Source organism: Schumannella soli, assembly GCF_006517435.1.
Lineage (GTDB): Bacteria > Actinomycetota > Actinomycetes > Actinomycetales > Microbacteriaceae > Schumannella > Schumannella soli.
The window spans coordinates 917,734-931,576 of the sequence record NZ_VHQG01000001.1 but is presented as its reverse complement, the minus strand read 5'-3'; the positions used below and the strand labels follow the sequence as shown (position 1 = coordinate 931,576).

Genomic DNA, 13,843 nt, shown 5'->3' with positions numbered 1-13,843 from the left:
GTGACGACCCCCTCCAGCGCGGCCGTCTCGCACGTCGGCAAGATCCGGGCCTCGAACCAGGACTCCGGCTACGTCGGGCCGAACCTGTTCGTCGTGGCCGACGGCGTCGGAGGGCACGCGGGCGGGGATGTCGCCAGCGCCATCGCGGCGAAGCGCATCGCGGAGGCCGACCAGCGCTATCCGACGGCGCAGGACGCGGAGTTCGCGCTGCAGTCGGCGCTGATCGCCGCGAACCAGCTGCTCGCCGAGACCGTCTTCGAGCATTCCGAGCTCACCGGCATGGGCACGACCGTGTCGGCGCTCGCCCGGGTCGGCGACCAGATGGTCATGGCGCACATCGGCGACTCGCGCGTCTACCTGTTCCGCGAGGGCGAGCTGTCGCAGATCAGCGCCGACCACACCTTCGTGCAGCGCCTCGTCGATTCCGGCCGCATCACGCCGGAGGAGGCGGCGGTGCACCCGCGCCGCTCAGTGCTCATGCGGGTTCTCGGCGACGTGGATGCGGCGCCCGAGATCGACACCCTCATCCTCGAGACGCGGCCGGGCGACCGCTGGCTCATCTGCTCCGACGGACTCTCCAGCTACGTGCCCGAGGAGCGCATCGCCGGCGTCATGATGCACGTCGGCGAGACCGAGGCCGCCGCCTACCGCCTCGTCAAGGAGGCCCTCGACCACGGCGGCCCCGACAACGTCACCGTCGTGCTGCTCGACGTCGAAGACGGGCCCGGCGAACCGCATCCGCCCCGCTTCGTCGGCTCGGCCGCGGTTCCGCTCAGCTTCGAGAACGAGACCTCGCGCCGCCCGCTGCGCCTGCCGACGCTGCTGCTGCATCCGCTCAAGGCCACGCAGCCCGACCCGAGCCACTTCGAGCCCGACGGCGAGGACTACCTCGACGAGCTCATCGAAGAGGATCGCCGCCGCGCCCGCCGCCGCCGCGTCACCTGGCTCGTCATGGCGGGCCTCGCGATCGCCGCGATCGTCACCGCCTGCCTGGTCGCCTACAACTGGACTCAGTCGCACTACTTCGTCGGCGAGAACAAGGGCACCGTCGCGATCTACCGCGGGGTGCAGCAGAACATCGGGCCGATCTCGCTCTCCGAGCTGTACCAGTCGACCGCGATCGACGTCGCCGACCTCAGCCCGGCCCAGCGCGACACCGTCAAGCGCACCATCAGCGCCGACGACCTGAAGGATGCGCTCGACATCGTCGCGCGACTCTCGGCGGCGGCGGGGGGCTGACGTGAGCGCATCCACCTCCTCGGCAGCCGGCCCGTCGCTCGCGACCGGGCCCGGGCGGATCAGCGACTTCACGAGCAGCATCCGCATCCGCCTGCGCGAGCCCGCGCGGCTGCGCAACGTCGAGCTGCCGCTGCTGCTGTTCGCGATCGGGCTGTCGATCGGCGCGATGGCGCTCGTGCAGCTGGGCGCGCAGGGCCAGTTCGACGAGGGGATGCTCGCCCTCCCGGCTGCGCTCGGCGGTCTCGCCCTGGTGGGCCACATCATCCTGCGGGTCACCGCTCCCGGCGCCGATCCGTTCCTGCTGCCGATCGCGACCGTGCTCAACGGCATCGGCATCGCCGAGATCTCGCGCCTCGACATCGCGAAGCCGCGACTCGGCTGGGAGGCGCTGGCGGTCAAGCAGGTCGTGTTCAGCGCGATCGCGATGATCCTGGCGTTCATCGTGCTGGCGGCGTTCCGCAACATCCGCGTGCTGTCGCGCTACCGCTACATCGCCATGTTCGTCGGCATCGCGCTGCTGCTGCTGCCGATGGCGTTCAAGCCGATCAACGGCGCGCAGGTGTGGGTGACGATCGGCGGCATCAACTTCCAGCCGGGCGAGCTGGCGAAGATCGCGCTGGCGGTGTTCTTCGCCGGGTACCTGGTGACCGCGCGCGACTCGCTGTCGATCATCGGCCGCCGGCTGGGGCCGCTGCAGTTCCCGCGCGCCCGTGACCTGGGTCCCATCCTCATCGTCTGGGTCGTCGCGATGGGCGTGCTCGTCGTGCAGCGCGACCTCGGAACCTCGCTGCTGTACTTCGGCCTGTTCCTGGTGATGATCTACGTCGCCACGGCCCGGCTCAGCTGGGTCGTGCTCGGGATGACGCTGTTCATCGGCGGCGCGCTCATCGCCAGCCAGACCCTCGGGTACGTGAACGGCCGCTTCGTGACCTGGCTGGATGCGTTCTCGAACGCCCAGTACACCGCCGACCGCGGCAGCTACCAGGTCGTGCAGGGGCTCTTCGGGCTCGCCGACGGCGGGCTGATCGGAACCGGTCTCGGCCAGGGCCGCCCCGACATCGTGCCCGTCGCCGAGAGCGACTTCATCATCCCGAGCCTCGGCGAGGAGCTCGGTCTGATCGGGCTGTTCGCGATCCTCGGGCTGTACCTGCTCATGGTGTCGCGGGGTCTGCGCATCGGCCACCTCGGCGACGACGACTTCGGCCGCCTGCTGGGCGTCGGCCTGTCGTTCGTGATCGCCCTGCAGACCTTCATCGTCGTCGGCGGCGTGACCCGCGTCATCCCGCTGACCGGGCTCACGACGCCGTTCCTCGCGGCCGGCGGGTCGTCGCTCGTCGCGAACTGGATCATCGTCGCGCTGCTGCTGCGGCTGAGCGACGGCATCCGCCCCGCCCGCTTCCCGGGAGGACTGCAATGAGCCGCGAACTGCGTCGCGTGAGCATCGTCGTGCTGGCGATGTTCGCCGCCCTGTTCCTGTCGACGAGCATCATCCAGGTCGGGCAGAGCGACAACCTGCGCAGCGACTCGCGCAACACCCGCACGATCCTCGCCAGCTTCTCGGCCGAGCGCGGCGACATCATCGTCGACGGCCAGCCGATCGCCTCGTCGACGCCGGTGGATGACGACTATCAGTTCCTGCGGCAGTACGCGGCCGGGCCGCTCTACGCGCCCGCGACCGGCTACTCGATCATCAACGGCGAGCCGCGCGGCGTCGAGGGCGCCCTCAACCGCGAACTCGCCGGAACGGCCGACTCGACCTTCCTCGCGCACCTCAACCAGATCATCACCGGCCAGCGGCCCAAGGGCGCCTCGGTCACGCTCACCCTCGACGCCAACCTGCAGCAGATCGCCTGGGATGCGCTCGGCGACATGACCGGCGCGGTCGTCGCCCTGAACCCGAAGACGGGCCAGATCCTCGCGATGGTGTCGAAGCCGTCGTACGACCCGAACTCGCTCACGTCGCACAACCGGCAGGAGGCGCTGGCCGCCTACGACGCGTTGAACGCCGACCCGACGAAGCCGCTGCAGAACCGCGCGATCGGCGGCGACCTCTACGCTCCCGGATCGACGTTCAAGCTCATCACGACGGCGACCGCGCTCGAGAGCGGCGACTACACGCCGGACAGCGAGTTCCCCAACCCGGGCAGCCTGACGCTGACCGGCACGAGCACGACGATCACGAACTCCGAGGGCGGATCGTGCGGCGGCGGTGCGACCGCGTCGATCGCGACGGCGCTGCGGCTGAGCTGCAACATCCCCTTCGCGCAGCTGGGCGGCAAGCTCGGCGCGAAGGCGATCCAGGCGCAGGCCGAGAAGTTCGGCTTCGGCGACGACTCGATCGACATCCCCCAGCACGTCACCCCCAGCCAGTACCCGCTGTACACCGACGCCGCGAAGGTCGAGCAGTCGGCCTTCGGCCAGGCCGACGACCGCGTGACCCCGCTGCAGATGGCGATGGTCTCGGCCGGCATCGCGAACGGAGGCATCGTCATGAAGCCCAACCTGGTGCAGGAGATCACGGCACCCGATCTGAGTCCGCTGCAGGAGTTCCAGTCGACCGAGTACGGGCGCGCGGTCAGCGAGCAGACGGCGACGACGATGACGCAGATGATGGTGAACGGCGTGAACAGCGGCGCCGCCAGCAATGCGAGAATCAGTGGAGTACAGGTCGCCGGCAAGACCGGCACGGCGCAGAACGGCGTCGGCGATCCGTACACGCTGTGGTTCACCGGCTTCGCACCGGCCGATGACCCGCAGATCGCGGTCGCAGTCGTCGTGGCGAACGGCGGCGGGCAGGGTCAGAACGGTTTCGGCAACACACTCGCGGCTCCGATCGCGAAGAAGGTCATGGAGGCGGTGGTGAAGCGATGAGACCGACCAGCGGGCTCACCTTCGGCGGTCGATACCAGCTCTCGTCGCGCATCGCGATCGGGGGCATGGGCGAGGTCTGGCAGGCGACCGATCTCGTGATCGGGCGCACCGTGGCACTCAAGATCCTCAAAGACGAGTACATGGGCGACCCCGGCTTCCTCGAGCGCTTTCGCGCCGAAGCCCGTCACGCCGCGCTCGTCAACCACGAGGGCATCGCCAACGTCTACGACTACGGCGAAGAGGAGGGCAGCGCCTACCTCGTCATGGAGCTCGTGCCCGGCGAGGCGCTCTCGGCCGTGCTCGACCGCGAGCGGGTGCTCTCCACCGACCGCGTGCTCGACATCGTCGCGCAGACCGCATCCGCCTTGCACGCCGCGCACATGGCCGGCCTCGTGCACCGCGACATCAAGCCGGGAAACCTGCTGATCACGCCCGAGGGCCGGGTCAAGATCACCGACTTCGGCATCGCCCGCATCGCCGACCAGGTGCCGCTCACCGCCACCGGCCAGGTCATGGGCACCGTGCAGTACCTCTCGCCCGAGCAGGCGAGCGGACACCCGGCGTCGCCCGCCACCGACGTCTACTCGCTCGGCATCGTCGCCTACGAGGCCCTCGCCGGCCGCCGCCCCTTCACGGGCGAGTCGCAGGTCGCGATCGCGATGGCGCAGATCAACGAGGCGCCGCCCGAGCTGCCGGTGACGATCTCCGAGCCGGTGCGCAACCTGGTCTACGCATGCATCGCCAAGAAGCCCGCCGACCGTCCGGCGAGCGCCGCCCACCTCTCGCGGGCCGCGCAGGCGCTGCGGCGGGGGGATGTCGCGGGAGCGATCGCCGCCGTGCCCGGTGTCGCGGGCGGCGACCCGGTCGAACTGCTCGGGGCCGCCAACGCGGGCCAGACGCAGGCGACGCGCGTGCTCACGAGCGCCTCCCCCACCCCGACGACGTCGCTGCCGACGCAGGAGGAGAAGAAGAAGCGGCATCCCGCCTTCATCCCCCTGCTCGTCATCGTCGCCGTGCTGCTGGTGGCCGCGGTCGCGGTCGTTCTCGCCGTGGTGCTCAACCAGGGCGACGGCACGGGCGGCGACACGAGCTCGCCCTCGAACTCGAAGACGGCGTCGAAGCCGCCGTCGAACTCGCCGAGCCCGACCAAGTCGAGCAACGTCGACGTGAACCCCGACGACTACATCGGCAAGAACGTGGACGAGGTCAAGAACGCGCTGAGCAAGCTCGGCTTCAACGTGAGTGTCAATGACGGCGGCAACGCGCCCGACCCGAACAGCGCCAACACGGTCACGAAGCTCAGCACCTACGGCTCGCTGCCGAAGGGCTCCGACATCGCGATCACCGCCTACGGCGCCTACCCGGGCCCGGGCACACCGCCCACGCCGACGAGCAGCCAGACGAGCGTCGCGAGCGGCGGCACCCTCACCGTGTCGTGGCAGGCGTTCTCGAACTGCCCGTCGACGAACCCGCTCGATCACTACGTGTTCACCGTCTCGGGCGGCACCGCGGCGAGCGGCACCGACTTCTCGAACGTGCCCGGCACGGCGACGAGCCTGCAGATCACGGCCGCATCCACCGGCAACGTGACCGTCAGCTACACCGCGGTCTGCAACGGGCTCGCTCCGACCGGGGCATCGGGAACCCTGACGGTTCCGATCGACAGCTCCGGCGGCGGAGCGGGCGGCGGCGGCACCGGCGGCGGCGCGGTCGGCGGCGGTGTCGCCCCCGGCAGCGCCGGACCGACGACGTCGCTGAGCGGTTCGCGCCGCAGCTGAGTTCCGACACCGGGTCACAGCCCGGTCACGACCTCTGACGAGACCTCGTCTCCGCAGGGAGCCCCCAGTACCGCCCGGGTAGACTCGCGCTGTCCCCTGCCCGGTCTTCGGGCCCGTCCCCCTCCAGGAGCCACCGTGAGCGACAGCGTGACCGAAGGCGTGCGTGTGCTCGCCGGTCGCTATCAGCTCGGTGAGCTGCTCGGCCGGGGCGGCATGGCCGACGTCTACCTCGGCCTGGATGCGCGACTCGGCCGCCGCGTCGCGGTCAAGCTGCTGAAGCCCTCGCTCGCGAACGACCCCACCTTTCGCACCCGCTTCCGCCAGGAGGCGCAGGCCGCGGCGCGCATGGCGCATCCGACGATCGTGCGCGTCTACGACGCCGGCGAGGAGACCGCGACCGACGCCGACGGCGTCGAGGTGCAGATCCCCTTCATCGTCATGGAGCACGTGCAGGGCACGCTGCTGACCGAGCTCATCGCCAAGGGCCCCGTCGCCCCGGCCGAGGCCGTGCGCATCATCGACGGCGTTCTCACCGCGCTCGAGTACTCGCACCGCGCCGGCGTCGTGCACCGCGACATCAAGCCGGGCAACATCATGGTCACTTCCAACGGCCAGGTGAAGGTCATGGACTTCGGCATCGCCCGCGCGATCTCCGAGTCGACCGCGACGATCGCGCAGACCAGCGCCATCCTCGGCACCGCCCAGTACTTCTCGCCCGAGCAGGCACGGGGCGAGTCGGTGGATGCGCGCACCGACCTCTACTCGACCGGCGTCGTGCTCTACGAGCTGCTCACCGGCAAGGCGCCGTTCCGCGCCGAGTCGCCGGTCGCCGTCGCCTACCAGCACGTCAGCGAGGCGCCCGTCGCGCCGAGCGCGCTCGTGCCGTCGGTCTCCCCGGCGCTCAACGCGGTCGTGATGCGCTCGCTCGCGAAGGACCGCACCGAGCGCTACCAGTCGTCGGCTGAATTCCGGCAGGAGGTCGGCATCGCGGCCGAGGGCAAGGTCCCCAGTCGCACGCCCGCCCGCGGCGACGAGTTCAACGCGACGCTGTTCGGCGTCGGCTCGGGCGGAGCGCCCGAGGAGACGCTGCGGCGTCTCGCGAACGACGACGAGGATCGCGCGCCGCGCACGACCCAGTCGCGGCCCCCGGTCGCCTGGGTCTGGGCCGGCGTCATGATGACGGTGATCGTCGTCGTCGCGGCCATGGTGTGGGTGTTCTCCATCCAGGGCTCTCCGCTGCGCATCGCGACCTCCGTCACGGTGCCCGACGTGGCCGGCCAGGAGTACGACGCCGGCAGCCGGGAGCTCACGGGCAAGAACCTGACGGTGCAGCGTGCCGAGCGCGCGAGCGTCGACGTGCCCGAGGGGTCGATCATCCGCACCGAACCGCGCGCGGGGCGCACCGTCAGCGCGGGTGAGCAGGTCGTCGTCTACGTGTCGTCGGGTCCGACGGCGGTGACGGCGCCGAGCGTACTGCTGCGGTCGCTCGACGAGGCGAAGCAGATCCTCACCGACAACGGCCTCGAGCTGGGCGAGCAGACGCAGGCGCAGTCGCCGACGGTCCCGGCCGGTCAGGTGATCTCGAGCGATCCGCCGGCGGGCACCCCGAACGTCGACGCCGGCACGAAGGTGAACATCGTCATCTCGACCGGAACGGTCGACGTGCCCGATGTGCGCGGCAAGTCGATCACCGAGGCGCAGACGATCCTCAGCGGACCCGACCTGCAGCTGATGCCCGCGCCGAAGGCCGACAAGGGCTGCACCGGCCAGACGGTCAAGTCGCAGTCGATCGTCGGCGAGCAGCCTCAGGGCTCCACGGTCGAGCTCGTCTACTGCGCGGGCACCTGACCGGTCTCCCGTCGGATCGCCGCGCGATCCTGCACCAGCGGCGGAATCAGACCTGGGTGCGCACCAGCGGCGTGAGGCCGACGGCCCGCTCGGCCGCCTCCGGCATCCCGCTCGCCGCGAGCCAGTTGCCGAGCATCGTGTAGCCGCCCTCGGTCAGAACCGACTCGGGGTGGAACTGCACGCCGTACACCGGCGCCGTCTGGTGCTCGACGCCCATGACCACGCCGCCGGCCGTACGCGCCGTGACGGTCAGCGAGTCGGGCACGGTCCCGTCGACGATCGCGAGCGAGTGGTACCGCGTCGCCCGGAACGGCTGCGGCACCCCGCGGAACAGCGTCGAGCCGTCGTGCTCGACCTGCGAGGTCTTGCCGTGCATGAGCTCCTCGGCGTGGGTGACCGTGGCGCCGAGCGCCTCGCCGATGGCCTGGTGTCCGAGGCAGACGCCGAGCAGAGGGATCCCTCCGTCGATCGCCGCGTGCACGACGGGGATCGAGATGCCGGCCGAGGCGGGATCCCCGGGGCCGGGCGAGAGCAGCACGGCGTCGTACCCGGCGATGCGCGCCGGCACCGCATCCACCTCGACGCTGTCGTTGCGGATCACCTCGGTCTCGGCGCCCAGCTGCTGCAGGTAGCCGTCGAGCGTGTAGACGAAGCTGTCGTAGTTGTCGACGACGAGGATGCGCGTCATTGCTGATTCCCTACGGTCACGTCCTGCGGGGCGACGAACTGGTCGAACCACGGGAACACCCACATGATCAGCGCGACCGTGATCGCGGCGAACACGACGATGAGGATCAGCACGCGCACCCACCACGGGCCGGGCAGCACCCTCCACAGCGCGGCGTACATCAGCTGCCTCCGTTCACGGTCGCGGCGATCTCCTTCGGCGGCCCATCGGCGCGCGGCGTGAACTTGTCGAACACCGAGTATCCGATGATGCGCTCGGCGGTCGAGTAGAAGGGGTTGCACGTGGTCAGCGTCAGCAGGCGCTGCGTCGCGGCGACGCCGTCCTGCTGGGGCACCGGGTCGAGCACGCCGACGCCGGTCGGCTTCACGTACTCGAGGTTGCGGAAGCTGTACTGGTACCAGCCGTCCTGCGTCTCGATGAAGATGTGGTCGCCGACCTCGAGCTCGTGGATGCGGTGCAGGGCGCCGCCGTAAGCGCTGCGGTGCGAGGCGATGACGAAGTTGCCGATGTCGCCGGGCATCTGGGTCGACGGGTAGTGGCCGACCTCGTACTTGTTGAGCACCTGGGAGACGCTGACGCCCTCGGCGATCGGCCGGTAGAAGTCGGTGCCGAAGCGCGGGATGGCCAGCAGCGCGAAGCGCTCGGCGTTCTTCGGCGCCGTCTGCACGGGCGGGTTCTGCGAGATGTCGCTGGCGGGCTGGCTGGGCGCGGCGGTCGGCTTCTGCGCGTCTTTGTCCCACTGCTGCGAGAGCCCGGTGGCCTCGTTCTTGAGCCGCGGCGCCGAGAGCTGGTCGTCGAGCCAGAGCTGCCAGCCGAGGAACATCAGCACCAGCACTCCGGCGGTGATGAGCAGTTCGCCGGCGACGCCGACGACCGAGAGGCGGCGCTTCTTCGCGGGGCGTCGGCGGCGGTCGGTGGAGGCGACGGTCGCGGCAGGGTCGGCATCCGACCTCGCTGCGGAGCCCTCCGGCGAGGTCTCCGCGCCGGCGTCATCGGGAAACAGATCCTCGATGCCGCCGTGGTCATCCCGCCCCTGAGCCATGCGCACGATTCTAGGCGTGCGAGGTGCCGGGCAGACTCCCCGCAACCGGGGAGGTCGCCCCGAGGATCCGCCGATCCGAGAGGCTCTCTCATCAGGCTAGAATCACGGGCATGGCCAGGACCCGCCCGACCACCAAGCCGGAACCGCAGCGACAGAGCGGCGACTCCGTCCCCAACCCGATCTGGTTCAAGCCGGTGATGTTCGGCTTCATCCTCATCGGCCTGGTGTGGATCCTGATCTTCTACATCAGCGGCTCGCAGCTGCCGATCCAGAGCATCCAGGCCTGGAACCTCGCGATCGGCTTCGGCATCATGCTGGTCGGCTTCCTGATGATGACGCGCTGGCGCTGACGCCGCGCATCCTCGAATCTCCGCACGAAGGCGGGTCACTCTGGTGGCCCGCCTTCGTCGTCTCCGCGGAGATGCGCCTCGGAATTACACGGATGTGATTCTTTCCCCAGCTGTGGATGAACCTGTGGACAGTCGCGTCGACGGCTGTGGACGAGGCTGTGGATGAAACCGTGGACGGCTGTGGAGAACCCGCGTCGAACACGACGAAGCCCCGCCGACCAGAGAGGCCGGCGGGGCTTCGTGAGAACAGCGCCGCGTCGGGGCGCGACCCCTCAGGTGGCGAGGATCCGCACCGTCGCCGCGACGATCGCGACCACCCAGATCGCGACGATGATCGCGACCGGCGTCGACGGCCGCGACCGCGCGCGGTACTCGAAGCGCCCGATGATGAACGCCGCGAGCCCACCGCCGATCAGGCCGCCGAAGAGCATCGCCAGGTTGCCGCCGAACAGGATGCTGATCATCACGTTCAGGGCGATGATGATGAGCAGCTGGGTTCCGACGCCGCCCATCGACCGCTGCACGATGAAGTATCCGGCCAGCAGGCCGAACAGCGCCCCGCTGAATCCGAAGCCGTAGATGATCGACTGCGGCTCGGCGTAGACGAGGATCGTCGCCGCGGCGCCGACCACGGTTCCCGTCACGAAGATCAGCAGGAACTTCCCGCGCCCGAAGCTGCGTTCCGCGCTCGGTGCGATGAGGAAGAAGAACACCGATCCCAGCAGGAAGAACAGGATCGACGAAAAGGCGCCAGGGAAGGCGAGCGCCGCCGTGAAGTAGCGCCAGACCTGCCACGCCGTCGCCGGGTCGGAGTTCGCCGACAGCCATTCGAACGGCAGGCCGTTGTAGCCGAGGTTCTGCGTGAACAGGCTGATCAGCCAGAACAGCACCGAGGCGCCGAGGATGCCGTAGGTCAGCACCGGCGCGTTCGAGTCGGGGTGCAGCAGGCTCAGCGTCGACTGCATCCAGCGCGGACGCGCACCGCGGCGCGCGGCGCGCTGCTGCCGCTTCGATCCGGACGTGGACTGCCACTTCACCGAGCCGCCGGCCTCCCGAACGCACTCGGGGCACTGCACGCCGACGGGCGCGAGGATCTGGCACTCAGGGCAGATCGTGCGGCCGCAGCGCTGGCAGAGCACCCAGCTCTGACGGTCGGGATGCCGGTAGCAGACGGAGGGGTCCGCCTCGGCCTGGGGATCGGTCACGAGACGGGGACGACCTCGATGGAGTTGATCACGACATCCTCGAGCGGCTTGTCGCGACCGTCGGTCTGCACGCCCTCGATGGCGTCGACGACGCGCTTCGACTCGTCGTCGGCGACGATGCCGAAGATCGTGTGCTTGGCCTGCAGCCACGGGGTGGGCACGGTCGAGATGAAGAACTGCGAGCCGTTGGTGCCGCGGCCCATCTGCTTGCCGGCGTTGGCCATGGCGAGCACGTAGGGCTCGTTGAAGTTCAGCTCGGGGTGGATCTCGTCGTCGAACTGGTAGCCGGGGCCGCCGATGCCGAGGCCCAGCGGGTCGCCGGCCTGGATCATGAAGTCCTTGATGATGCGGTGGAAGATCGTGCCGTCGTAGAGCGGGGTGGTCTTCTTCTCACCCGTCTGCGGGTGGGTCCACTCCTTCGCTCCGGTGGCGAGGCCGACGAAGTTGTCGACGGTGACGGGGGCGTGGTTGCCGAGCAGGTTGACGCGGATGTCGCCCTGGGTCGTGTGGATGGTGGCGACAGCGGTGTGTGCGGACATGCGGGTGATTCTTCCATGCGGTGCCTGTGTTCACCGGATGCGCCCGGTCGGTGTGGGATGCGCATCCACTGTGCTTTCAGTGGACGTGCAGACGGCAGGGGGTCCGTTCGCCGGATCGGCGTGGAAGGATGAGGGAAACCCCAACGCGAAGACGGAGGTCGACGTGGCATCGACACGCAAGCGGAAGCGCGAGCTGAAGCGACTGAAGAACACCGCGAGCACCGTGGTCGACGAGCAGCGCGAGGTGCTCGAACACGCGGGCAAGGTGCTGCGCGAAGCACGCCGGCAGATGGGCGACTACGCCCGCACCGACGTCGCCCCTCGATTCTTCGAGGCCTACGACTCCCGGGTGAAGCCCCGTGTGGCGCAGAGCGTCGCCGCCGGCCGTGCTGCGGCCTATGTCGGCCGCAACCGCCTCGCCGACGACGTGATCCCGGCGGTCGCCGGCACGATCAGCTCGACGCTGGCCGTGCTCGAGGCCGCGAAGGACCCGCGCGTGCGCGAGCTCGTGAAGAAGGCCGAGAAGAAGACGAAGAACTACGGCAAGTACGCGGCGAAGCAGGTGCGTCCGGCGAAGTCGGGCGGCCCGGGCAAGTACATCCTCGCCGCGTTCGGCATCGCCGCCGTCGCCGCCGTGGCCTACGCCGCCTGGCAGACGCTACGCGCCGACGACGACCTGTGGATCGAAGACGTCGCCGACGTCGACCCCGCGGTCTGAGTCAGCTCAGCTGAGAATCACCGAAGGCCCGCGCCGCTCATCCGAGCGGAGCGGGCCTTCGTCGTTCAGTCCGCGCTGACCGCGCGGGCGAAGCGCAGGCGCAGGTTCGCCGAGCGCATCAGGATGAGCGCGACGACGGCGACTGCGGCAGTGCCGACGCCCATCGGGATCCAGCCTGCGGCGTCGGGACTGCTCGCGGCGAGCACGACCCAAGCCGGCCCGGCGGAGAGCAGGAGCGCATCGCCGTAGGCGCGATCGGCTCCGAGGAGGTCGAACGCCAGGATCAGCGCCAGCGCGCCGGTGGCGATCAGCCCGGGGTTCAGGATCTGGTCGAGGGAGCGACTCCAGAACACCTCGAGTCGCTGACCGCCCCAGATCAGCACCGGCGCGGCGGTCAGGGCGACGCCGGCCAGCACGTAGAGCGGCGAGAACCGCACTGCGCGCTGCGATCCGATCGACGCCGAGATCGCGAGCAGCGTCAGCACGGCCAGGGTCGTCGCCGACGGCCTGGCGATGTTCCAGGGCGTGATCGGGGCGGTCACGAGCGCGATCGACACGGCCATCGAGGCGGCGAAGGCGACCATCATCGCGACTCGCCAACGCAGCATCCCGAGCACGAACCCGACCAGCCAGAGCAGATCTACGACGGCCGCCCCGCTGACGAAGGGGCCGAAGCCGGCATCGATGAGCAGCTGACGCTCCGCGTAGCGGTGCAGGTCGCCGAACCAGGGCGCCCACTCGAGGAAGACGAGCTGGATCGCGGCGAGGGCTCCTCCGCCGCCGAGCGCGAGGGCCGAGGCCATGCCGCGCGAGCGTGCCGGCAGGATGACGGCACCGCGCTGGCGCAGGCCGTTGATGCGCAGGTCGCGCACCTCGGCCGGCGTGAGCGCATCCCGCCCCTCCGCCTCGACGACGTCGAGCACGGTTCCGGCGAGCGCGGCGCCATGAGCGCGACGCCAGCGGGCGGGGTACCAGCGCAGTTCGCGCTCGACCCGCTGCTGGAGCAGGGTGGGTTTCGGGGTCGGCGTCGACGCCGGCAGCTCGAACGCCGACATCACGAGACCGCCGGGGTGACGCGGCCGGCGACCGGCAGGGCGTGCACGCGGGCGAGGGCGCGACGGGCGGAGGCGGCGCGGCGCTCCGCCTCGGCGGCGAGCACGGCCACGCCGTCGGTCGTGAGCGCGTAGCTGCGCCGCAGCCGGCCGCTCACGATCTCCTCGGCCACGACCTCCACCCTCCCCTCCCCCGTCAGGCGATCGAGGGCGCTGTAGAGGGTTCCGGGCTGCAGCCGGATCGCGCCGTCGCTCGACTCGGCGACGTCGGCGATGATCGCGTAGCCGTGCCGGGCTCCGGCGGCGAGCGAGGTGAGGATCGCGAAGGTGGGTTCCTGCATGAGCTGGGCCATGCCGTCGACGATAGTCAGATGATCGACATATACCGATGAGCGACACGCGGTCAGCGCCGTGCCTGTCGCCCCGGCGCCCTCACGAAATCGCCGGAAAACAGGGCCCCCGCCGGCTGTCCCCCGTCCGGGTGACAAAAAGTTTGGTGAACAACGGTCGAAA

The 13,843-nt window shown here is 70.0% G+C and carries 14 protein-coding genes; 7 read left to right on the top strand and 7 right to left on the bottom strand.

Annotated features, from left to right (window positions below; all coding sequences use genetic code 11):
• The 5 genes from FJ657_RS04225 to pknB all read left to right on the top strand — a co-directional run bounded on the left by FJ657_RS04225 (position 1) and on the right by pknB (position 7,736).
• Positions 1 to 1,239: a PP2C family protein-serine/threonine phosphatase gene (locus FJ657_RS04225; protein ID WP_141162386.1), complete on the top strand. Its 1,239-nt coding sequence runs from the start codon at positions 1 to 3 to the stop codon at positions 1,237 to 1,239.
• Positions 1,193 to 2,656: an FtsW/RodA/SpoVE family cell cycle protein gene (locus FJ657_RS04220; RefSeq protein ID WP_141162385.1), complete on the top strand. Its 1,464-nt coding sequence runs from the start codon at positions 1,193 to 1,195 to the stop codon at positions 2,654 to 2,656. The genes FJ657_RS04225 and FJ657_RS04220 overlap by 47 nt, the downstream gene beginning before the upstream one ends.
• Positions 2,653 to 4,110 (top strand): peptidoglycan D,D-transpeptidase FtsI family protein, encoded by a 1,458-nt coding sequence (locus FJ657_RS04215; protein ID WP_141162384.1) that lies wholly within the window; start codon positions 2,653 to 2,655, stop codon positions 4,108 to 4,110. Before FJ657_RS04220 ends, FJ657_RS04215 begins: the two co-directional genes overlap by 4 nt.
• Positions 4,107 to 5,888 carry a serine/threonine-protein kinase gene (locus FJ657_RS04210; protein ID WP_141162383.1) on the top strand — a complete coding sequence of 594 codons (1,782 nt, stop codon included), beginning with the start codon at positions 4,107 to 4,109 and terminating at the stop codon, positions 5,886 to 5,888. The genes FJ657_RS04215 and FJ657_RS04210 overlap by 4 nt, the downstream gene beginning before the upstream one ends.
• Positions 5,889 to 6,023: 135 nt before the next feature.
• Entirely contained in the window at positions 6,024 to 7,736 is a 1,713-nt protein-coding gene (gene pknB / locus FJ657_RS04205; protein ID WP_141162382.1) for a Stk1 family PASTA domain-containing Ser/Thr kinase, read from the top strand.
• A gap of 46 nt (positions 7,737 to 7,782) precedes the next feature.
• Here pknB and FJ657_RS04200 read toward each other — a convergent pair whose 3' ends face one another.
• The 3 genes from FJ657_RS04200 to FJ657_RS04195 are packed head-to-tail and all read right to left on the bottom strand — an operon-like array spanning position 7,783 to position 9,466.
• Positions 7,783 to 8,424, bottom strand: coding sequence for an anthranilate synthase component II (locus tag FJ657_RS04200; RefSeq protein ID WP_141162381.1), 642 nt, complete (start codon positions 8,422 to 8,424; stop codon positions 7,783 to 7,785).
• Complete coding sequence (locus FJ657_RS17020; RefSeq protein WP_181408860.1) at positions 8,421 to 8,585, bottom strand: hypothetical protein; 165 nt, start codon at positions 8,583 to 8,585, stop codon at positions 8,421 to 8,423. Before FJ657_RS17020 ends, FJ657_RS04200 begins: the two co-directional genes overlap by 4 nt.
• Positions 8,585 to 9,466 (bottom strand): class E sortase, encoded by an 882-nt coding sequence (locus FJ657_RS04195; RefSeq protein ID WP_141162380.1) that lies wholly within the window; start codon positions 9,464 to 9,466, stop codon positions 8,585 to 8,587. The genes FJ657_RS17020 and FJ657_RS04195 overlap by 1 nt, the downstream gene beginning before the upstream one ends.
• 110 nt (positions 9,467 to 9,576) lie before the next feature.
• Here FJ657_RS04195 and FJ657_RS04190 point away from each other — a divergent pair, with 110 nt between their 5' ends.
• Positions 9,577 to 9,816, top strand: coding sequence for a cell division protein CrgA (locus FJ657_RS04190; protein ID WP_141162379.1), 240 nt, complete (start codon positions 9,577 to 9,579; stop codon positions 9,814 to 9,816).
• Between the two features lie 272 nt (positions 9,817 to 10,088).
• Here the strand turns inward: FJ657_RS04190 and FJ657_RS04185 are convergent, their stop codons facing one another.
• A complete protein-coding gene (locus FJ657_RS04185; RefSeq protein WP_141162378.1) occupies positions 10,089 to 11,021 on the bottom strand; it encodes a rhomboid family intramembrane serine protease in 933 nt (310 codons plus the stop codon).
• Positions 11,018 to 11,560: a peptidylprolyl isomerase gene (locus FJ657_RS04180; RefSeq protein WP_141162377.1), complete on the bottom strand. Its 543-nt coding sequence runs from the start codon at positions 11,558 to 11,560 to the stop codon at positions 11,018 to 11,020. The genes FJ657_RS04185 and FJ657_RS04180 overlap by 4 nt, the downstream gene beginning before the upstream one ends.
• 163 nt (positions 11,561 to 11,723) lie before the next feature.
• Here FJ657_RS04180 and FJ657_RS04175 point away from each other — a divergent pair, with 163 nt between their 5' ends.
• The gene (locus FJ657_RS04175) at positions 11,724 to 12,278 is read left to right on the top strand and encodes a hypothetical protein (RefSeq protein ID WP_141162376.1); all 555 of its coding nucleotides are present in this window, start codon (positions 11,724 to 11,726) and stop codon (positions 12,276 to 12,278) included.
• Between the two features lie 65 nt (positions 12,279 to 12,343).
• Here FJ657_RS04175 and FJ657_RS04170 read toward each other — a convergent pair whose 3' ends face one another.
• Together FJ657_RS04170 and FJ657_RS04165 are read right to left on the bottom strand one after the other, a co-directional pair.
• Positions 12,344 to 13,333, bottom strand: coding sequence for a hypothetical protein (locus FJ657_RS04170; protein ID WP_141162375.1), 990 nt, complete (start codon positions 13,331 to 13,333; stop codon positions 12,344 to 12,346).
• Entirely contained in the window at positions 13,333 to 13,683 is a 351-nt protein-coding gene (locus FJ657_RS04165; RefSeq protein WP_141162374.1) for a PadR family transcriptional regulator, read from the bottom strand. The genes FJ657_RS04170 and FJ657_RS04165 overlap by 1 nt, the downstream gene beginning before the upstream one ends.
• Positions 13,684 to 13,843 lie beyond the last annotated feature (160 nt).